General features: G+C 62.5%; 29 protein-coding genes. 24 read left to right on the plus strand and 5 right to left on the minus strand.

Annotated elements, in window-relative coordinates; all coding sequences use genetic code 11:
* Positions 1–65 precede the first annotated feature (65 nt).
* The 19 genes from GM655_RS18400 (at position 66) to GM655_RS18490 (ending at position 13,980) form a co-directional block, all read left to right on the plus strand.
* Positions 66–281, plus strand: coding sequence for a hypothetical protein (locus GM655_RS18400; protein ID WP_081201542.1), 216 nt, complete (start codon positions 66–68; stop codon positions 279–281).
* Positions 278–751, plus strand: a complete 474-nt coding sequence (locus GM655_RS18405) for a DUF2924 domain-containing protein (RefSeq protein WP_155436152.1) — start codon at positions 278–280, stop codon at positions 749–751. The genes GM655_RS18400 and GM655_RS18405 overlap by 4 nt, the downstream gene beginning before the upstream one ends.
* Positions 748–2,160: a recombinase family protein gene (locus GM655_RS18410; RefSeq protein WP_155436153.1), complete on the plus strand. Its 1,413-nt coding sequence runs from the start codon at positions 748–750 to the stop codon at positions 2,158–2,160. Before GM655_RS18405 ends, GM655_RS18410 begins: the two co-directional genes overlap by 4 nt.
* Positions 2,157–2,621 (plus strand): hypothetical protein, encoded by a 465-nt coding sequence (locus GM655_RS18415; RefSeq protein WP_024541971.1) that lies wholly within the window; start codon positions 2,157–2,159, stop codon positions 2,619–2,621. Before GM655_RS18410 ends, GM655_RS18415 begins: the two co-directional genes overlap by 4 nt.
* A 174-nt stretch (positions 2,622–2,795) precedes the next feature.
* On the plus strand, positions 2,796–3,059 hold the full coding sequence (locus tag GM655_RS18420) for a helix-turn-helix transcriptional regulator (protein ID WP_020200569.1): 264 nt from the start codon (positions 2,796–2,798) through the stop codon (positions 3,057–3,059).
* A gap of 11 nt (positions 3,060–3,070) precedes the next feature.
* Entirely contained in the window at positions 3,071–3,547 is a 477-nt protein-coding gene (locus tag GM655_RS18425) for a hypothetical protein (protein ID WP_155436154.1), read from the plus strand.
* Between the two features lie 5 nt (positions 3,548–3,552).
* Positions 3,553–3,834 (plus strand): hypothetical protein, encoded by a 282-nt coding sequence (locus GM655_RS18430; protein ID WP_024541974.1) that lies wholly within the window; start codon positions 3,553–3,555, stop codon positions 3,832–3,834.
* A 2-nt stretch (positions 3,835–3,836) separates the two neighbouring features.
* On the plus strand, positions 3,837–4,595 hold the full coding sequence (locus GM655_RS18435; RefSeq protein ID WP_024541975.1) for a BRO-N domain-containing protein: 759 nt from the start codon (positions 3,837–3,839) through the stop codon (positions 4,593–4,595).
* A complete protein-coding gene (locus tag GM655_RS18440; RefSeq protein ID WP_155436155.1) occupies positions 4,595–5,455 on the plus strand; it encodes an ATP-binding protein in 861 nt (286 codons plus the stop codon). Before GM655_RS18435 ends, GM655_RS18440 begins: the two co-directional genes overlap by 1 nt.
* A 5-nt stretch (positions 5,456–5,460) precedes the next feature.
* The gene (locus GM655_RS18445; RefSeq protein WP_088861529.1) at positions 5,461–6,090 is read left to right on the plus strand and encodes a hypothetical protein; all 630 of its coding nucleotides are present in this window, start codon (positions 5,461–5,463) and stop codon (positions 6,088–6,090) included.
* A 9-nt stretch (positions 6,091–6,099) separates the two neighbouring features.
* Positions 6,100–6,588 carry a DUF6511 domain-containing protein gene (locus GM655_RS18450; protein WP_155436156.1) on the plus strand — a complete coding sequence of 163 codons (489 nt, stop codon included), beginning with the start codon at positions 6,100–6,102 and terminating at the stop codon, positions 6,586–6,588.
* Positions 6,585–7,322 (plus strand): hypothetical protein, encoded by a 738-nt coding sequence (locus GM655_RS18455; protein WP_062794259.1) that lies wholly within the window; start codon positions 6,585–6,587, stop codon positions 7,320–7,322. Before GM655_RS18450 ends, GM655_RS18455 begins: the two co-directional genes overlap by 4 nt.
* Entirely contained in the window at positions 7,319–7,546 is a 228-nt protein-coding gene (locus tag GM655_RS18460) for a helix-turn-helix domain-containing protein (RefSeq protein ID WP_024958067.1), read from the plus strand. Before GM655_RS18455 ends, GM655_RS18460 begins: the two co-directional genes overlap by 4 nt.
* Entirely contained in the window at positions 7,539–9,830 is a 2,292-nt protein-coding gene (locus GM655_RS18465; RefSeq protein ID WP_155436157.1) for a phage/plasmid primase, P4 family, read from the plus strand. Before GM655_RS18460 ends, GM655_RS18465 begins: the two co-directional genes overlap by 8 nt.
* Before the next feature lie 128 nt (positions 9,831–9,958).
* Positions 9,959–10,423 carry a crossover junction endodeoxyribonuclease RuvC gene (locus tag GM655_RS18470; protein ID WP_155436158.1) on the plus strand — a complete coding sequence of 155 codons (465 nt, stop codon included), beginning with the start codon at positions 9,959–9,961 and terminating at the stop codon, positions 10,421–10,423.
* Position 10,424: 1 nt separating this feature from the next.
* Entirely contained in the window at positions 10,425–10,628 is a 204-nt protein-coding gene (locus GM655_RS18475) for a hypothetical protein (protein ID WP_020200558.1), read from the plus strand.
* Positions 10,621–11,007, plus strand: a complete 387-nt coding sequence (locus GM655_RS18480) for a DUF6362 family protein (RefSeq protein WP_155436159.1) — start codon at positions 10,621–10,623, stop codon at positions 11,005–11,007. Before GM655_RS18475 ends, GM655_RS18480 begins: the two co-directional genes overlap by 8 nt.
* Positions 11,008–11,335: 328 nt before the next feature.
* Positions 11,336–12,748: a site-specific DNA-methyltransferase gene (locus tag GM655_RS18485; protein ID WP_155436160.1), complete on the plus strand. Its 1,413-nt coding sequence runs from the start codon at positions 11,336–11,338 to the stop codon at positions 12,746–12,748.
* Complete coding sequence (locus GM655_RS18490; RefSeq protein ID WP_155436161.1) at positions 12,745–13,980, plus strand: site-specific DNA-methyltransferase; 1,236 nt, start codon at positions 12,745–12,747, stop codon at positions 13,978–13,980. The genes GM655_RS18485 and GM655_RS18490 overlap by 4 nt, the downstream gene beginning before the upstream one ends.
* Here the strand turns inward: GM655_RS18490 and GM655_RS18495 are convergent.
* The 5 genes from GM655_RS18495 to GM655_RS18515 all read right to left on the minus strand — a co-directional run bounded on the left by GM655_RS18495 (position 13,940) and on the right by GM655_RS18515 (position 15,968).
* Positions 13,940–14,164 (minus strand): hypothetical protein, encoded by a 225-nt coding sequence (locus tag GM655_RS18495; protein ID WP_062794252.1) that lies wholly within the window; start codon positions 14,162–14,164, stop codon positions 13,940–13,942. The two genes, GM655_RS18490 and GM655_RS18495, sit on opposite strands and share 41 nt — an antisense overlap.
* Complete coding sequence (locus tag GM655_RS18500) at positions 14,164–14,526, minus strand: hypothetical protein (protein ID WP_009521728.1); 363 nt, start codon at positions 14,524–14,526, stop codon at positions 14,164–14,166. Before GM655_RS18500 ends, GM655_RS18495 begins: the two co-directional genes overlap by 1 nt.
* A gap of 97 nt (positions 14,527–14,623) precedes the next feature.
* Complete coding sequence (locus GM655_RS18505; protein ID WP_155436162.1) at positions 14,624–14,983, minus strand: hypothetical protein; 360 nt, start codon at positions 14,981–14,983, stop codon at positions 14,624–14,626.
* Between the two features lie 129 nt (positions 14,984–15,112).
* Complete coding sequence (locus tag GM655_RS18510; protein WP_155436163.1) at positions 15,113–15,676, minus strand: DUF3489 domain-containing protein; 564 nt, start codon at positions 15,674–15,676, stop codon at positions 15,113–15,115.
* A 94-nt stretch (positions 15,677–15,770) separates the two neighbouring features.
* Entirely contained in the window at positions 15,771–15,968 is a 198-nt protein-coding gene (locus GM655_RS18515; RefSeq protein WP_055451284.1) for a DUF6900 domain-containing protein, read from the minus strand.
* 117 nt (positions 15,969–16,085) lie between these two features.
* Here GM655_RS18515 and GM655_RS18520 point away from each other — a divergent pair, with 117 nt between their 5' ends.
* From GM655_RS18520 to GM655_RS18540, 5 genes are read left to right on the plus strand one after another with little or no spacing between them, the layout of a single operon-like run.
* Entirely contained in the window at positions 16,086–16,634 is a 549-nt protein-coding gene (locus GM655_RS18520; RefSeq protein ID WP_155436164.1) for an elements of external origin, read from the plus strand.
* Complete coding sequence (locus GM655_RS18525; protein WP_155436165.1) at positions 16,634–18,595, plus strand: phage terminase large subunit family protein; 1,962 nt, start codon at positions 16,634–16,636, stop codon at positions 18,593–18,595. The genes GM655_RS18520 and GM655_RS18525 overlap by 1 nt, the downstream gene beginning before the upstream one ends.
* 17 nt (positions 18,596–18,612) lie before the next feature.
* Positions 18,613–19,104: a hypothetical protein gene (locus GM655_RS18530; protein ID WP_155436166.1), complete on the plus strand. Its 492-nt coding sequence runs from the start codon at positions 18,613–18,615 to the stop codon at positions 19,102–19,104.
* The gene (locus GM655_RS18535; RefSeq protein WP_155436167.1) at positions 19,104–19,496 is read left to right on the plus strand and encodes a hypothetical protein; all 393 of its coding nucleotides are present in this window, start codon (positions 19,104–19,106) and stop codon (positions 19,494–19,496) included. Before GM655_RS18530 ends, GM655_RS18535 begins: the two co-directional genes overlap by 1 nt.
* Positions 19,496–19,717 (plus strand): phage head-tail joining protein, encoded by a 222-nt coding sequence (locus GM655_RS18540; RefSeq protein WP_155436168.1) that lies wholly within the window; start codon positions 19,496–19,498, stop codon positions 19,715–19,717. Before GM655_RS18535 ends, GM655_RS18540 begins: the two co-directional genes overlap by 1 nt.

Below are 19,717 nucleotides of genomic sequence, written 5' to 3' on the forward strand. Positions count from 1 at the left end.
AATCACGTTACGCGAAGTGCCCTTGGTTTCTAGCATGAGCAGCGTTTTCCATCGGAACGCTTGCCATGACAGAAATCGAACCTATCTCCATTTGCACATCACCTGAACGGCCACGGCACGGGCATCAAGAAATCGCTGATCTCTTGGCTGCCGCGCTGCTGCGCCTTCGTGTCCGCCAATCGCGCGACATCCCCCAAAACAGCGAGCACGTTTGCCTTGGCTTCCCCGGCCAACAGCGCGTGAATGCGAACCCCGATCACAACAACGGAGTTCGCCCATGACAGCACACGCAACCTCACCCACGCCCGCATCAGTCGCCGCCCGCGTCGCGGCTATTCCCCATCTTTCGATGGATGATCTTTGGGCTCTCTGGGACGACCATTTTGAGGAGCGGCCGAATCACCACCATCGGGTCTGGTTGGAAAGTCGCCTGGCCTACCGGATGCAAGAGCGTGCGTTTGGCGGTTTGAAACCGTCACTGCGCAAGAAGCTTGAGGAGGTTGGCGAAACCGGCATCTTGCCCAAGCAACTGCGCGGCGATAGCCAACGCCTACTGCCCGGTACCGTCCTGACACGCATCTACGACGACATTGAACATCGTGTTCTGGTACGCGGATCGAATGATTTCGAGTACCAGGGGCAACGTTTCAAGAGCCTGTCCGCTGTGGCCAAACGCATCACAGGTAGCCATTGGTCAGGCCCGGTGTTCTTTGGTTTGAAGACACCAGCTTCGAAGAAGAGGGCAGTATGAGCTCAGTGCGTCGAAACCAGATTCCCGCAGTCACGCCAAAGAAGCGCTGCGCCGTCTACACCCGCAAGTCCACTGACGAAGGCCTCGATCAGGAATACAACAGCCTCGAGGCACAGCGTGATGCAGGCTTGGCCTTCATTGCAAGCCAACGGCATGAAGGCTGGATAGCCGTCGACGACGGATACGACGACGGCGGCTACTCTGGCGGCAACATGGAACGGCCCGGGCTGCGCCGACTGATGATCGACATCGAGGCGGGGAAGATCGATACCGTGGTCGTCTACAAAATCGACCGCCTCACGCGCAGCCTGCCGGACTTCGCAAAGCTGGTCGACGTTTTTGACCGCAACGGCGTCTCCTTTGTCGCGGTCACGCAGCAGTTCAACACCACCACATCGATGGGCCGATTGACCCTCAACATCCTTTTGTCATTCGCGCAGTTCGAACGCGAGGTCACCGGCGAACGCATCCGCGACAAGATCGCCGCCAGCAAGGCCAAAGGCATGTGGATGGGCGGAGTCCCACCGCTCGGATACGACGTGGTCGAACGCAAGCTCGTCATCAACGACCGTGAAGCCGCGCTGGTGCGTGACATCTTCCGCCGATACGCCGAGCATGGCTCGGCTGCGCGACTCGTCCGCGAACTGGAAATCGAAGGGCATACCACCAAGGCATGGGTCACCCAGTCCGGCCGGGAGCGACTGGGGCGCAGCATCGATCAGCAGTACCTCTTCACCTTGCTGCGTAACCGCATCTACCTCGGCGAAATCTGCAATCACGAGACGTGGTACTCGGCCCAGCACGACCCCATCATTTCTCAAGAATTGTGGGATGCGGCACACGCCTTCATTGAGAGGCGAAAGCAGGCTCCGCGCGAACACCGAGCCAAGCATCCGGCACTGCTGGCGGGACTTCTGTTTGCACCGGATGGCCAACGGATGTTGCACTCCTTCGTCAAAAAGAAAAATGGTCGGCAGTACCGCTACTACGTGCCTTACCTGCACAAGCGGCGCAACGCCGGTGCCAGCCTGGCTCCGCATACGCCGGACGTGGGCCACCTGCCAGCCGCCGAGATCGAAGATGCCGTGTTGGCGCAAATCCATGCTGCGCTCTCATCGCCGCAAATGCTGATCGCAGTGTGGAGATCCTGCCAGCAGCATCCGGCGGGGGCGACGCTGGACGAGGCACAGGTGGTGGTCGCCATGCAGCGCATCGGTGACGTGTGGTCGCAACTGTTCCCTGCCGAGCAGCAACGGATCACACGGCTGTTGATCGAACGCGTGCAACTACACGGGCACGGCCTGGATATCGTTTGGCGAGAGGACGGTTGGATCGGATTCGGTGCGGACATCAGCACGCATCCCTTGATCGAAGAGTCCCAAGAGCGTGTCGAGGAGGCTTTGGCATGAATGCCACGACCCACCAGCGCCAGCGCGCCGTCCGCATCGAGATCGGAGCCGAGGCGCGCAGTTATGTCAGCGAGGGGCAGCGGGTTACCTTGGTGCCCCTGACGATCAAGCGCCGCCAGAACCGGAAGCTGCTGATACCGCCAGCCCCCGAGATCGCGGACCGAATCGGTGGCTTCGATGTGCCGATGATCAAAACGCTGGGCAAGGCCTTCTACTGGAAGCGCTTGATCGACGATGGCACCTACTCCACGACAACAGACTTGGCGCACGCCTTCAAAGTGGAACCGGGCTGGGCTGCCGAGGTCCTGCGCATGACCATGTTGGCCCCCGATATCGTGGAGGCGATATTCGAAGGACGTCAGCCACGCCACCTGAATCTGCACACCTTGCGTGGCCGCCAAGAGCAACTGCCGCGCGATTGGGCTGCGCAGCGTCGATTGCTCGGTTTCTCCGACGCCTGATCTGCTTCCAGATACATCCGATGACGGCGAGCCATGTGCTCGCCGTTTGCTTTTCTGCACTGGGCCATTGGCGAACCTGGAGTTCCGTCGTGGTTCGCCATTGCGTCCCTTAAAGGTTCGCCACCCGAAGTTTGGAATGACACCTGTTACTCAACAACGTCACAGGAGCATTCCATGCAGACACCAACCAGCGGTATCCCCCGGTCGCCACAGCAGGCGATCAACACCATGTCACCCGGTGATCGCCGCGTGCTCAACGAAAACGAGCTCGCGCAACGCTGGGGCGTGAGCCCCAAGACTTTGCAGCGCTGGCGCAGTGAGGGTCGCGGTCCACGCTACCTGAAGCTGTCCAAGCGTGTCGGCTACCCGGTCGACGCGATCCTCGAGTTTGAGCGCGAAGCGCTGCACGACTCGACATCCGAACGCGCGGCGGTTTGAGGAGAGATGCGATGAATGACATCACCATCTTCCCCGCCGACATCGCCGAGATGTCCGTCAACCAACTGGCCGCATTGCCGCCCGCGCAGAAACACGAGATCGACAAGAACCTCGATGCAGCCATCGACTGGCTCAAGAAGGCGCGCACCAAGTTCGATGCGGCACTGGATCAGTGCTACGGCGAGCAGGCACGCACCGCGCTGCGCGAATCCGGCCGTGACTTCGGCACCGCACACATCAGCGATGGCCCGCTGCACCTGAAGTTCGAGCTGCCCAAGAAGGTCAGCTGGGATCAGAAGCAACTGGCTGAGATCGCTGAACGCATCGTCGCCTCAGGCGAGAAGGTCGAGGGTTACCTCGACATCAAGTTGTCCGTCTCCGAATCCCGCTTCACGAACTGGCCGCCTGCTTTGCAACAGCAGTTCGCCGCCGCTCGCACTGTGGATTCCGGCAAGCCGTCTTTCACCCTCTCCATCGATTCGGAGTAATGACCATGAGCACCAATCTCATCGCCTCGCTGCGTCAACAGCTGCCGTCCATCTACGGCGAACACCTCCCTGACGAAATCCGATATCGCCGCGCGGACGGTCAGGACGTCGTTGTCCCGCTCAATGCCGCCACTGTGGACGAGCTGGCTTTTGCCATCCAGACAGCCAACGCGGAATCGCTGGCGCTCGGCCGCCGCCGCACCGCGCTGGAAGAACTCCACACCGAGGTGCGCAAACGTGCCGCGCGTGGAGCCGACCGTATCGCCGATGTGTCTTGGGAGGACTGATCATGAGCGCGATCATTCCCTTCCAGTTCGAAGCGCACGCCGTGCGCGTCCAGGTCGATGAACTCGGGCAGCCGTGGTTCAACGCCACCGATGTCTGCGACGCCCTGGAGATGGGCAATCCGTCTCAGGCGATCAAGTCCCACGTCGATGCCGAGGATCTCCAGAAATTGGAGACCCTTACGGCGGGTGGCCGTCAACGCCAAAACCACGTCAACGAGTCGGGGCTTTACGCACTGATCCTCGGTAGCACCAAGGATGCCGCCAAGCGCTTCAAGCGCTGGATCACCGGTGAAGTGCTGCCTGCAATCCGCAAGACAGGCGCGTATTCCGCCGCCACCACGATGGCTGCCTTGCCCGCGCCGACCCAAGATCGCGTCACCGCCATCCTGCTGATCGGCGAAGCGGTCGCCAAGGTACCGGGTGTCAAGACCGGCATTGCAATGGCTGCCACGTTGACCTGCATTCAGGAAAACACCGGCCTGACCACGGAAGTGCTGCGCCGCGCTTTGCCTGCCGCCAACGAGCCGATCTGCTCGCTCAACGCCACACAGCTCGGCAAATTGCTGAGTCGCTCAGCCAAGGCCACGAACCAGTTGCTGGCATCCGGCGGCCTTCAGTTCCGCAACGACCGGGACGAGTGGGAACTGACCGAGGCCGGTGAAGCATGGGCCGAAGCCATGCCGTACTCGCGCAACGGCCACAGCGGCTACCAGATCCTCTGGAATCCGGCGGTTGCGGAACAACTGAAGGAGGTGGCGTGATGTCCCTCCCGATCATTTCCGCGCAGCAGCGCTTGGCCGAGCGCAAGGGTGTGAAGTTGCTGATGCTGGGCAAATCCGGCATCGGCAAGACCACCCGGCTCAAAGACCTCGACCCTGCCACCACCTTGTTCCTCGATATCGAGGCGGGTGATCTCGCCGTGGCCGACTGGCCGGGCGACACCATCCGCCCGGCCTCGTGGCCGGAAAGCCGCGACTTTTTCGTGTTCCTCGCAGGCCCGGACAAGTCACTGCCGCCGGAGAGCCCGTTCTCGCAGGCGCATTACGACCACGTCATCGAGAAATTTGGCAGCCCGACGCAGCTCGACCGCTACCAGACCTTCTTTCTCGACTCGATCACGCAGCTGTCCCGGCAGTGCTTCGCATGGTGCAAGACGCAACCCGGTGCCACCAGCGACCGTAGCGGCAAACCCGATCTGCGCGCCGCCTATGGCCTGCTTGGCCAGGAAATGATCGGTGCACTGACTCATCTGCAGCACGCACGCGGCAAGAACGTGGTGTTCGTCGCCATCCTCGACGAACGTCTCGATGACTACAACCGCAAGGTGTTCGTGCCGCAGATCGAAGGCAGCAAAACCAGCCTGGAGCTGCCCGGTATCGTCGACGAGGTCGTGACGCTGGCCGAGATCAAGGCCGAGGACGGCAGTACATACCGCGCCTTCGTCACGCACACCGTCAATCCCTACGGTTTCCCGGCCAAAGACCGCAGCGGTCGCCTCGACCTGCTGGAGCCGCCGCATCTCGGTGCACTGATCGCCAAGTGCGCAGGCCAGTCGCCATTGCCCATGCCCGGCAGCACCGGCACCCCCACTACAGCAAACACCACCGAATCCAAGGAGTAATCGCCATGTCTTCCAACTATTTTGACTTCCAAGATGCCGATCCTCAACAGTCGGGCTTTGACCTGATCCCCAAGGGGGCTGTCGTGCCAGTGCGCATGACCATCAAGCCCGGTGGTTATGACGATCCGGAACAAGGCTGGGGCGGCGGCTACGCCACCGAGTCCTTCGAAACCGGCTCTGTCTACCTCGCCGCCGAGTTTGTCGTCACGGCGGGCGACCATGCCAAGCGCAAGATGTGGAGCAACATCGGCCTGCACTCCAAGAAGGGGCCGACCTGGGGTCAGATGGGGCGCAGTTTTATCCGCGCCGCGCTCAACAGCGCCCGCAACGTTCATCCCCAGGACAACAGCCCGCAGGCCGCCGCCGCGCGCCGCATCCAGGGTTTTCATGAACTGGATGGCCTGGAGTTTCTGGCGCGCGTGGACATTGAGAAGGATGGCAAGGGCCAAGACCGGAACGTGGTCAAGATCGCGGTCGAGCCTGATCACCCCGACTACGCAAAACTGATGGGCGTGCCGCCCAAGGCCCCGGGCAGTGGACATTCCGGCGCTCCGGCGCAGGCGGCTGCGCCTGCGTATCAGGCACCGGCTCCACAACGCGCACCGGTGACCGGCAAGCCGTCGTGGGCACAGTGAGGGAGGCCGATGAAATGCTGGGTCTGCAAACGACAGGCCCGGGGATTCGGCCACACCGACAACCGTCACGGTGTCGGCCATCCCCGGCGCTATCCCATCGACTGGGTGTTCTGCTCACAACGCTGCCAAAACGCGTTTCATGCGCTGTACGGCAACTGGCTGCGGGTCAAGGAAGGTCGCGTCGACAGTACGGGGGTCGCCATGATCGATCCATCTGATGTCGAACTGGCCGCGATGAAGAAGTGCCTCAAGGCCTTCGGCGAGGCTGCGGGCGATATTGGATTCACCAAGCCGCTGGGCGACTACTCCGAAGCCGAGGCGCTGCAAGTGATCGACGCCATCGTCACTTGCTACACCGAGGCAATGGTCGCGCACCACGAGGCGAGCAAGTACCCACCGGTACGCGGCATGACGCCTGCGCCCGACCCTCTGGCCAACCCGTTTGCGGATCTGGAGGACGACCTGCCCTGGGAAGAGCCGAAGGGGAAGAAGCCATGATCGACTTCAACTCCTCATCGAGCATCTCGGGTCAGGTCACCACCCTGGTGGACACGGGCCTGCAACAGGCTCGCGCCCGCCAGTCCGAGCGCCAGTACCTCGGGGCCTCACGTCTCGGCGTGGCCTGCGAGCGAGCGCTGCAGTTCGAGTACGCCAAGGCACCCATCGACCACGGGCGTGACACCCCGGGCCGAATGCTGCGGATCTTCGAACGCGGTCACGTCATGGAGGACTGCATGGTCGCGTGGCTCCGGGACGCGGGCTTTGACCTGCGCACCCGCAAGGCCGACGGCGAGCAGTTCGGTTTCTCGGTGGCCGATGGCCGGCTGCAAGGCCACATCGACGGCGTCATCGTCGGCGGCCCCGAGGGCTTCGCCTATCCCGCGCTCTGGGAATGTAAGTGTCTCGGCAACAAGTCCTGGAGCGATCTGGACAAGAAGGGCCTGACTCTCTCCAAGCCCGTCTACGCCGCGCAAGTGGCGATCTATCAAGCCTATCTCGAACTGCACGAGCACCCGGCGATCTTCACGGCACTCAACGCCGACACGATGGAGATCTACACCGAGCTCGTGCCCTTTGACGCAGCACTGGCCCAACGCATGTCGGATCGGGCGGTCAAGGTCATCACGGCGACCGAGGCGGGAGAGCTCCTGCCGCGCGCCTTCCATGACTCGACCCACTTTGAATGCCGGATGTGCGCGTGGCAAGACCGCTGCTGGAGGACACAAGCATGAATACCTCGAATTTGAATCACGTACTGGGCGAGCAGCTGATCGACGTGCGCCAGGCTGCACTGATGTTCAATCTGCCGTCGTATTGGCTCTCTCAAGCCAAGGAGCGACAGGAGCGTCGCATTCCGCATTACCGCGTCGGCAAACTGGTTCGCTTCAAACCCAACGAGCTGGAAGCCTGGATCGCTGCGCAGCAGACGTCACACGAGGGTGGTGCCGATGCTTGATTTCAATGACACATCACCACCGGGAGAAACGGGCCGGCGCAACGTCAATGACAGCGAGCGGGACGAGATTCGCACTGAACTGATCGCACGGATGGAATCAGTCCTGACTACGATGTTTCCGGCAGGAAAGAAGCGTCGTGGCAAGTTTCTGATCGGGGACATCCTGGGCAGCCCGGGCGACAGCCTTGAGGTGGTACTCGAAGGCGACAAGGCTGGTCTCTGGACGGATCGTGCCACGGGCGATGGCGGTGACATCTTTGCCTTGATCGCCGCCTACCTCGGGGCCAACGTCCACACCGACTTTCCCCGGGTGCTCGACGAGGCAGCTGATCTGCTCGGTCGTTCGCGATCAGTGCCGGTACGCCGCGCCAAGAAGGAAGCTCCGGTTGATGATCTCGGCCCGGCCACGGCCAAGTGGGACTACTTCGATGCCACCGGCAAACTGATTGCGGTCGTGTACCGCTACGACCCACCCGGGCGCAAGAAGGAGTTCCGGCCGTGGGATGCCAAGCGGCGCAAGATGACTCCGCCCGATCCGCGCCCGCTGTACAACCAGCCGGGGCTGGCGGCCGCTGGTCACGTTGTGCTGGTCGAGGGCGAGAAGTGTGCGCAGGCCCTGATCGCCATCGGCGTGGTGGCAACCACGGCCATGCATGGCGCAAACGCTCCCGTCGATAAGACCGACTGGTCGCCGCTGGCGGGCAAATCCGTGCTGATCTGGCCTGACCGGGACGCGCCAGGCTGGGATTACGCTGACCGTGCATCGCAAGCAATCCTGAACGCGGGTGCGACCACGGTCGCCATCCTGGTGCCACCCGATGACAAGCCGGAAGGATGGGATGCGGCTGACGCCATTCCGGACGGCTTCGATGTGAGGGGCTTCCTCGCCGTCGGCGAGCGGATGCCGGTGATGCGGTCGGTCGAGGAGACGCCACCACCGGATCTGCTGACCGGTGTCAACTGGACTACGGAGGACGGCTTGTCCTCGGCCTTCACACGCCGCTATGGCGAGGACTGGCGCTACTGCGCGCTTTGGGGCAAATGGCTGGTCTGGACCGGCGTGCGCTGGAATCCGGATCAGGTGCTCTATGTGTCTCATCTGGCGCGCGGTATCTGCCGGATGGCGTCACTCAAGGCGGACAGCCCTCGGCTCACAGGCAAGCTGGCCAGCTCCGCCACGATCTCGTCCGTCGAGAAAATCGCACGCTCCGATCCCAAGCACGCGTCCACCGCCGAGGAGTGGGATGCCGACGTCTGGGCGCTCAACACACCAGGCGGTGTGGTTGATCTGCGCACGGGCCGCATGCGACCGCACCGGCGCGATGACCGGATGACCAAGGTGACCACGGCCACACCGCAGGGCGACAGTCCGACGTGGCGCGCATTCCTGGCCGATGTCACAGGCGGCGACGCCGAGCTGATTGCCTATCTGCAACTGATGGTCGGCTACTGCCTGACGGGCGTGACCAGCGAGCACGCGCTGTTCTTCCTGTACGGGACCGGCGCGAACGGCAAGTCGGTGTTCGTCAACGTCTTGACCACCATCTTGGGCGACTACGCGGCCAACGCGCCGATGGACACGTTCATGGAGGCGCGCACCGACCGGCATCCGACCGATCTGGCGGGCCTGCGCGGCGCACGCTTTGTGTCATCCATCGAAACCGAACAGGGTCGGCGTTGGAACGAATCCAAGGTCAAGGCCATCACCGGTGGCGACAAGGTGTCTGCGCGTTTCATGCGCCAGGACTTCTTCGAGTACGTACCGCAGTTCAAGTTGGTGATCGCAGGCAACCACAAGCCATCGATCCGCAACGTGGATGAGGCGATGAAGCGGCGACTGCACCTGATCCCGTTCACGGTGACGATCCCGCCCGAACGGCGTGACGGCAGGCTGACGGAAAAGCTGCTCAAGGAACGGGACGGCATTCTGGCGTGGGCGGTCGAGGGCTGCAGCCTTTGGCAACGCCACGGACTGAAGCCACCCGCCAGTGTGGTGTCGGCGACTGAGGAGTATTTCGAGGCCGAGGACGCGCTCGGGCAGTGGATCGAAGAGCGTTGCCTGCTGGCCAAGACCCACCGCGAAGGCGTTTCCGAATTGTTCGCCGACTGGCGTGAATGGGCCGAGCGCGCGGGTGAGTACGTGGGCTCCGTCAAGCGCTTCTCCGAACTGATGGCGGCCCGCAAGTTCGAGAAGTGTCGGCTGACCGGGGGCGCACGTGGGATCACGGGCATAGCCCTCAGGCCCAAGCCGTACAGCCATGGCTACCCCTACCGAGATGACTGAGCAATCCGGGCGAGTGACGGATTTGACGGGTTTCCTGATTGACGCGCTACGCGTGCGCGCACGTAAGGGCTGTTTTCCAAAGAACCCGTCGCATCCGTCACTCGCCCACCCAACACGGAGTAAAGACGATGAACACGACAATCTTGGCCCTTGATCTGGGCACACACACCGGGTGGGCTTTGCAGCACCTGGACGGCACTATCACCAGCGGCACGGAGCACTTCAAGCCGCAGCGATTTGAAGGGGGCGGCATGCGTTTCCTCCGTTTCAAGCGCTGGCTCAACGAATTGCTCTCGGCCAGCAATCACATCAACGCGGTGTTCTTCGAGGAGGTTCGACGGCACGCTGGCGTTGATGCGGCGCACGCCTACGGTGGCTTCATGGGACACCTGACCGCGTGGTGTGAGCATCACAACATCCCTTACCAGGGTGTTCCAGTCGGCACGATTAAGAAGCACGCGACCGGCAAGGGCAATGCGGGCAAGGACGACATGATCGCGTCCGTCCGCCTGCGTGGTCACACCCCAGTCGACGACAACGAAGCCGACGCCCTGGCCTTGCTGCACTGGGCTGTCGAGACGCAGGAGTTGTGACATGAAGGTGCCGACACCCCAATACCGCTGCCCCCTGGGTCGTCTGCAGCCTCAGGCCACGGATCTGGATGCGATCAAGGAACGTGGCTGGCGTGACCAACACATCCTGGTGGTCAACGCGTCCGACGAACGTCTGGACTTCATCGAGCGCGAGATCGTGCGACGCATCGGTGACCGACTCTACGGAGGGCGACGCAATGACTAAGTGGACTATCGATGACGTTGCTGCTCGGTTTGAAGAGGCCGCAAGCACCAGTCGACGGTTGCCTCCTGTTCGAGTACAGGGATACTTCAACTGCTGGCCCGCCATTGTCCGGAGCGAATGGGAGACCTTTGCAGCGGACGAGAGGGTGTACCGATCCTTTCCGCCGAGTCCAGACGCGATTGAGCGAATGCTGGAGGTCATGCGCTGGGTGCAGTGGCTCACAGTTGAGCAACGTCATCTCGTATGGATGCGCGCGAAGCGCTATGGCTGGCGGGACATCACGATCCGCTTTGCCTGCGACCGCACGACGGCATGGCGGCATTGGCAGCGAGCATTGCAGACGGTCGCAGATCAACTCAATGGTGTGGTGATCGCGTAGGGTTTTGGCGTGATTTGGCGCGTATGGTCGGAGATGTGCTCCATCACGCGGCAATCAGCGGTTTTTGCCCCTGCAACAAAACGACCTGATCTTGCGTAGTATTCATCTATCGTCTGGACAGAGGTGACGGCAGAGGAAGCAGCCCAGAAATCAACGGGTCCTTCCTGGCCAAAAACCAATGCGGGGGGCGCGAGCGCGGCGCTTTTTTAGCGTCAGGGTGCGAACCAAGGTTCGCACGGTTCGCAGTTCGCACCCCGTCAGTTCGCACCAACCCCAAAACCCGCCCACGGTTGTCGTCGGCGGGTTTTCTTTTTTCAGGACACCCTCTTTGAATACGCTCAACGTCGAGTACCGCAAGGTCGAGGCGCTGATTCCCTACGCCCGCAATCCGCGCACACATTCCGATGCGCAGATCACCAAGATCGCCGCCAGCATCGTCGAATATGGCTGGACGAACCCGGTTCTGGTTGATGGCGACAACGGCATCATCGCGGGCCACGGTCGTTTGGCTGCTGCACGCAAGCTGGGGCTGGATCAGGTGCCGGTGATCGAACTGGCCCATCTCACCACCGCGCAAAAGCGCGCCTTGGTCATCGCCGACAACCGGCTGGCGCTTGACGCTGGCTGGGATGAGGAGGTGTTGGCGCTCGAACTGGCGGAGCTTTCCGAAGCGGGTTTCGAACTGGCGCTGACCGGCTTCGAGAACATCGAGATCGATGCGCTGCTGGCAGATGCCACGCCCACCGAAGCAGAACCTGCGGCGCAAGATGATGCAGATGCCGACGAACCCGATACGACTGATGACGTACCTGACAAACCAGTGGTGGCGGTGTCGCGCGAGGGCGATGTCTGGGCCATCGGCTCGCACCGGTTGATCTGTGGCGACGCCACCGACCCAGCCGTGGTCGCCACGCTGATGCAGGGTGACACCGCGCAGCTTTGCTTCACCTCGCCGCCGTATGGCAACCAGCGCGACTACACCTCCGGCGGCATTGCCGAATGGGATGTCCTGATGCGCGGTGTGTTCGCACATCTGCCGATGGCGGGCGACGGACAGGTGCTGGTCAATCTTGGGCTGATCCACCGCGACAACGAAGTCATCCCCTATTGGGACGGCTGGCTGTCCTGGATGCGTCAGCAAGGGTGGCGGCGCTTCGCGTGGTACGTCTGGGATCAGGGGCCAGGCATGCCCGGCGACTGGCAGGGCCGATTGGCTCCCAGCTTCGAGTTTGTTTTCCACTTCAATTGCAGCACCCGCAAACCCAACAAGATTGTTCCTTGCAAGCACGCAGGCCAGGAATCCCACCTGCGCGCTGACGGGTCGTCCACGGCGATGCGCGGTAAGGATGGCGAGGTCGGCGGCTGGACGCACAAGGGTCAGCCGACGCAGGACACCCGAATCCCCGACTCAGTGATTCGTGTGATGCGCCACAAGGGCAAGATCGGTCAGGACATTGATCACCCCGCCGTCTTCCCGGTGGCGTTGCCGGAGTTCGCCATCGAGTCCTACACAGACGCCGGAGACATCGTGTTCGAGCCGTTCGGCGGCAGTGGCACGACGATGCTGGCCGCGCAGCGCACTGGCCGCATTTGTCGCAGCGTCGAGATTGCGCCGGAGTACGTGGACGTGGCCATCAAGCGCTTTCAGCAAAACCACCCCGGCGTGCCGGTCACGCTGATCGCCACCGGCCAATCTTTCGACGAGATCGCCACTGAACGCGAAATGGAGGTGGCGGCATGAACTGGCTGGCCGACAAGATCGAGCAGTGGCCGACAGCCAAACTGCTGCCCTATGCCCGCAATGCGCGGACGCACTCGGATGATCAGGTGGCGCAGATCGCCGCATCGATTGCCGAGTTTGGCTTCACCAATCCGATCCTTGCAGGCAGTGACGGCATCATCGTCGCTGGGCATGGCCGCTTGGCCGCTGCGCAGAAACTCGGGCTGGAAATCGTGCCCGTGGTCGTACTGGATCACCTGAGCCCAACCCAGCGCCGCGCCTTGGTCATCGCAGACAACCGCATCGCGGAGAACGCTGGCTGGGATGACGCGATGTTGCGGATCGAACTTGAGGCTTTGCAGCTGGAAGGTTTCGATCTGGACATCACCGGCTTCGACACCGACGCGCTGGCCGAACTTATCGCGGGCGAAGAGCCGGACAACGAGGGTCAGACCGATGAGGACGCGGTACCGGAGGTTGGCGAAATTCCAATATCGCGCCCGGGCGATGTCTGGATCATGGGCCAGCACCGACTGCTGTGCGGTGACTCGACCGTGGCAGAGAGCTATGCCCGGCTGATGCAAGGCGACATGGCAGACATGGTCTTCACCGACCCGCCGTACAACGTGAACTATGCCAACAGCGCCAAGGACAAGATGCGCGGCAAGGACCGCGCGATCCTCAACGACAACCTGGGCGATGGCTTCTACGACTTCCTGTTGGCAGCATTGGCGCCCACCGTGGCGAACTGCCGGGGCGGCATCTATGTGGCGATGTCATCCAGCGAGCTGGATGTGCTGCAGGCCGCCTTTCGCGCCGCCGGTGGCAAGTGGTCGACGTTCATCATCTGGGCCAAGAACACCTTCACGCTGGGCCGTGCCGACTACCAGCGCCAGTACGAGCCGATCCTGTACGGATGGCCCGAGGGTGCGCAACGCCACTGGTGTGGTGACCGCGATCAGGGCGATGTGTGGGCGATCAAGAAGCCGCAGAAGAACGATCTGCATCCGACAATGAAGCCGGTGGAGCTGGTCGAGCGGGCGATCCGCAATTCGAGCCGCCCGGGTAACGTGGTGCTTGATCCGTTCGGTGGATCTGGCACAACGTTGATTGCGGCCGAAAAGTCAGGTCGCGTCGCGCGGCTGATCGAACTCGATCTGAAGTACGTGGATGTGATCGTGCGCCGGTGGGAGGACTTCACCGGCCAGACGGCTATCCGCGAGGCAGCAGACCAGGAATTGTGCGCCAGTTGAATGGCTGGCCAGGCTGCTTGGCCTCTTCTTCCTCAGCGACGCGCCGCAGGATTTGCAGGGTGGTGAGATCGCGCGGCAGTGCCATGCACATGACGCGCACAGCCTGCTCGATGGAGACGTCTGGACGCCGGTTGGCAATCAGCCAACGCAGCGCCTGCTCCCGTTCGGTGGCGGGCGTTTTCATCAGGCAGCCATCTCTTCGCAGATTTCGCAGTGGATCACAAAGCCTGTCAGGTAAGGCAGGCCGCGCGGGATGCCGTACTGCTTGCTGGTCTGGCGGCCAATCGTCCAGCCCATCCAACGTTGGGTGGCGGCCTTGATCGCATCCTGCAAGGCTTGGCCTTGGTACAAGCCGTTCTGGACGTCGTCGGCAAAGTGGCGTCCGTGGCGACTGTCGAGGAAGGTCCGCACCGATTCGAGGGGCTGGTGGGTGGCGTCCGAAATGGCGTTCATGGCCAGGGGCCATGCGGCGCTGGCGTGTTCGTTCATCGTGCCCCAAAAACCCCAGGCTTCGTTTTGGGTGGCGGGTATCTGGTTGGTGGTCATGGTGTCTTCTCCGGGTTGATCGTTGCGACACCTGTAGTAACGCGCTGTTCGATTGAGAAGCCAAGCTGTTCCTGGCCTCTTCCTCGATCAATTTCGCTTACCCGAGACGGGCTACGTAGCGGGCGTAATCACCGCCCTCGGGATTGACGTAGAGGTAAGGGCGTCCGGGAGCAGTGACCTCGACGCAGAGGTAGCCGTCGCCAGTGCCGCCACCCTTGCCACGCAGCCAGTCGCGTGACACCAGCAGGCTGCGCCCAAAGGCGTCGAATTCGGCAGGGGCGAGCTCCTTGGTCTCGGTGACGTAGACCTTGTGCTGGTCGCTCCCGCCCAGTTCGCCGAGGTTGGCAGGTTTGCGTGCAAACGGCAGGCGGACACTCAACTCTTCGACCTGGAGGCTTTGGCCTGCGAACTGCAGAGTGCGTGGGGTGCGTTCGATGGTGATGGTCATGGTGCTCATGGCGGTTTTCCTGGTTTGGCGTCGTCAATCACGACATCTGTATGAACGCGCTGGTGGGGAGAGAAGCCAAGCTATTCATGGCTCCTCTCGCCATCTTTTTGGCTTCGCCGAAACTCGCTGTGCTCGTTTTCAGGCGATGCGGTAGATCCGCTCGCCACCCTGCGGCTTGTCCGAGACGATGGTCAGGCCGAGCTTTTTCTTGAAGGCTCCGGCGAAGGTGCCGCGCACCGTGTGCGCCTGCCAACCGGTGGCGGTGCAGATCTGGCCGATGGTTGCGCCCTCGGGGCGTTGCAGCATCCGGATCACTTCGGCCTGCTTGCTGCTCTCGCGTGTGCGCGGCTTGACCCACGTTGCTTCGGCGGCGGTTAAGGCGGCTTCCAGTTCGGGATTGCTCGCGGCCGCAGGCGCGCCTTCAGCGTTGGCGATGATCCGGTCGAGATTGGCTTCGAACTGACCGATGCCCTTCCTGTTCACGTCGGGACGCGGAATGCCCAGGGCGTCGTAGCCCTCCGCAGCGACAAGCCAGTCGGTGCCATCGGTGGTGATCAGTGCGCGGTTGAAAAGTCCGTCGAGCACCTTCTTGCGTGCGCCGCCTTTGATGTTGTCGGGGAACCAGTCGATCTTGCCGCTGCTGTGTTCAACCGCGTGGGCCAGGATCGCGTCCTGGGCAGGGGTCAGTTGGGTGGTGGTCATGTTTTGCTCCCTCGATGTGGTGGACGGTGATGTGATGAACGCGCTGTTCTTAAGTGAAGCCAAGCGCTTTCTGCTTGGCTTCTTCGCTTCGCAATCAGGTGTTGGCCTTGTCTGACGGGTTGGCATTGCGCCCCTGCTCGAGACCAGCGTTGAAGGCGGCTTCAAGCGCATCGCGTAGGCACCAGACCGCTACATCGTGGAAATCGAGGCTGTCCGAGCGGCGGGTTTCCAGGGTTTCGATGCCCAGCTTGTTTTGCGCGATCTGGGTCAGGAGTTGTTCGAGCTTGCTCATGTCCGTGTCCTTTCATGGTGTTGATGACGAACGTATGAACGCGCTGTTCCAGATGGAAGCCAAGCTCAATCCGAAGGAATGACGAACAAATGATTGAAGGTGCCCCGAAGGGGAAATATGGGTATTTCGATTCGTGCCTACGCACGCCACCGAGGGGTGTCCGATGCAGCGGTGCGCAAGGCCATCGCTGCTGGGCGGATCACGCCGGAGGCAGACGGAACGATTGATGCCGAGCGCGTCGACCGCGAGTGGGCGCGCAATTCCGATGCACCGCGCAATGGCACGGCCACCCGCGCGGCCAAGGTCGCCGTCCAGGAATCCAGCGGGGCCACAGGAGACGGGCAAGCAGCCTCATTGGCAACATCCGCAGCAGGTGGCACGTCCTTGTTGCAAGCGCGGACGGTCAACGAAGTGGTCAAGGCGCAAACCAACAAGGTGCGTCTGGCCCGACTCAAGGGCGAGCTGGTGGATCGGCCGCAGGCCATCGCCCATGTCTTCAAGCTGGCGCGCTCCGAACGCGATGCCTGGCTCAACTGGCCCGCACGCATCTCGGCACAGATGGCAGCCAAGCTCGGCGTCGATCCCCACACGATGCACATCGCCCTGGAGGCGGCGGTGCGTGAGCACCTGCAGGAACTGGGCGAAATGCGCCCGAGGGTGGATTGATGGACATGGACTACGAAGGCGCTGCCGAGATCGAACGCGCGTGGCGCGAAGGACTGACGCCCGACCCGCTGCTCACCGTGTCCGAATGGTCGGATCGCCATCGGATGCTCTCCAGCAAGGCATCTGCCGAACCCGGGCGCTGGCGTACCAGTCGCACGCCGTACCTGAAAGCAATCATGGATTGCCTGTCGCCGACCTCGCCGGTCGAGCGTGTGGTGTTCATGAAAGCGGCGCAGCTTGGCGCGACCGAGATGGGCTCGAACTGGATCGGCTATGTGATCCATCACGCACCCGGGCCAATGATGGCGGTGTGGCCGACAGTGGAGATGGCCAAGCGCAACTCCAAGCAGCGGATCGATCCGCTGATCGAGGAGTCGTCCGCACTGGCTGAACTGATTGCACCGGCGCGCAGCCGGGATTCCGGCAACACCATCCTGGCCAAGGAGTTCCGGGGTGGCGTGCTGGTGATGACCGGGGCTAACAGCGCGGTCGGGCTGCGCTCGATGCCGGTGCGGTATCTGTTCCTCGACGAGGTCGACGGCTATCCGTTGGACGTCGAGGGTGAAGGGGATGCGATCTCGCTGGCCGAGGCGCGTACACGCACCTTCGCGCGGCGCAAGATCTTCATCGTCTCGACGCCGACGATCTCAGGGGCATCGGCTATCGAACGCGAGTACGAGGCCAGTGACCAACGTCGCTACTTCATTGCATGTCCGCATTGCTCTCACCGGCAGTGGCTGCGTTTCGAACAGCTGCGTTGGGACAAGGGTCAGCCGGAAACCGCTGCCTACATCTGCGAGTCATGCGACACCGCCATTGCCGAGCATCACAAGACGTGGATGCTGGAGCACGGCGAGTGGCGCGCGATGATCACCGATGGCCCTGGTAAGACGGCAGGCTTCCACCTGTCGTCGCTATACAGCCCGGTAGGCTGGCGTTCGTGGCGTGAGATCGCTGCTGCGTGGGAAGCCGCCGTCAGCAAAGAGTCGGGATCTGCCGCTGCCATCAAGACCTTCAAGAACACCGAACTGGGTGAAACCTGGGTCGAGGAAGGCGAAGCCCCGGACTGGCAACGGCTGGTCGAGCGGCGAGAAGACTACCGCGTCGGCACGGTGCCACAAGGTGGTCTGCTCTTGGTCGGCGCAGCCGACGTGCAGAAAGATCGCATTGAGGCGTCGGTCTGGGCCTTCGGGCGCGGCAAAGAGTCCTGGCTGGTTGAGCACCGCGTGCTGATGGGCGACACCGCCCGCGACACGGTGTGGAGGCGCCTCGCTGAAATGCTGGCCGAAACCTGGACACACGCCTCCGGCGCGGCGATGCCGCTGGTGCGTTTTGCATTGGATACCGGGTTTGCAACGCAGGAGGCCTACGCCTTTGTGCGGGCTTGCCGCGATTCGCGTGTGATGGCGGTCAAGGGGGTGCCTCGCGGTGCAGCCTTGATCGGCACGCCGACCGCCATCGATGTCTCGCAGGGTGGCAAGAAGCTGCGCCGGGGCATCAAGGTGTACACGGTGGCGGTCAGCATCGCCAAGCTCGAGTTCTACAACAACCTGCGCAAGAGCGCAGATGTTGGCGAGGACGGATTGACCACGGTGTTCCCGGCCGGGTTCGTCCATCTGCCCAAGATCGATGCTGAGTTCATCCAGCAACTCTGCGCGGAACAACTGATCACCCGCCGCGACCGCAACGGCTTCCCGGTGCGTGAGTGGCAAAAGATGCGTGAGCGCAATGAGGCGCTCGACTGCTACGTCTACGCCCGCGCGGCTGCATCGGCGGCGGGACTGGATCGCTTCGAGGAACGTCACTGGCGGGAACTGGAGCGACAACTGGGGCTGGCCAGTCCGCCAGCCCTTGAAACACCTACCGAATCGATCAACGAGGCCACCCAACGCGGTGGCCTCGCTGTTTCTGGCAACCGCAACACCGGTCGGCGCGTGATCAAAAGCCGCTGGCTGTCCTGACACCTCAAGGAGAAAACATGAGTCTTGCTACCCGTATCGAAAGCCTGGTCATTCGCGTCGCGCAGGAGTTCAACGACGTCCGTGCCAAGGCAGGCAACCTGGCCAACCTCACCACCACCGACAAGTCGAATCTGGTCGCGGCCATCAACGAACTGAAAGCCGCCGTGGTGTCCTCGGCGGTGATCGACGATGCGCACGTCGCGGCCACGAGCACGTACTCGTCCACCAAGATCGTCTCGCTGCTCGATGCGCTCAAGACCGAGATCTTGGGCGGTGCCGATGCCGCCTACGACACGCTGGTGGAAATCCAGCAACTGCTGCAGAACGGCACCAGCGGTCTGGATGCCCTGCTCGCCGCCGTCAACAACCGCGTGCGATTCGATGCGGCGCAGTCGCTGACCGTAGCCGAGCAGCTTCAGGCGCGCAGCAACATCGGTGCCGTCGCAGCCACCGATGTCGGCAATACCGACACAGACTTCGTCGCGGTCTTTGTGGGTGCGCTGGTCTGATGAGCCTCGCATCGCGCATCAGTGCGCTGGCCAGTCGTGTCGGGCTCGAGGTTAAGACCAAGATCGACGCCACCCACCCCGGCGTGGCCCGGGCGTGGGTGTGTTTCGGCTATGTCGGCACGCAGGTCGTCGTGCGCGCATCGCACAACGTGGCCAGCGTGACCCGGACGGCGGCTGGCCGCTACCGCGTGACCTTCGCCGCCGCCATGCCCGACGCCAACTATTGCTGGACGGCGCTTGCTCGCAGCAGCACCAACAGCGGCACGCAGCGCGTTGCCATCGTGCGATCCAGTACCGACCAGAAGACCGCCCAGTACGTCGACGTCAGTTGCGCCACCACGGCCGCATCCTTCGACGACTCCTCCGAAATCAACCTCACGGTGTTCCGCTAATGGCCTACACACAAGCACACCTCGACGCGTTGGAATCTGCGTTGGTCAAGGGCGAAAAGCGCGTGACGTTCGGCGACAAGACCGTCGAGTACCGCAGCGTCGATGAACTCCAGGCTGCAATCGCAGCGGTCAAGCGCGACCTCTTCGAGCAGGCCGTGGATACCGGGCTGTGGCCCGGTGCGCCACGCCAGATCCGGGTCACCACCGGCAAAGGGTTCTGA

Origin of the sequence: Pseudoduganella danionis (genome assembly GCF_009720775.1) — a bacterium.
In the GTDB taxonomy this organism is placed as follows: domain Bacteria; phylum Pseudomonadota; class Gammaproteobacteria; order Burkholderiales; family Burkholderiaceae_D; genus Rugamonas; species Rugamonas danionis.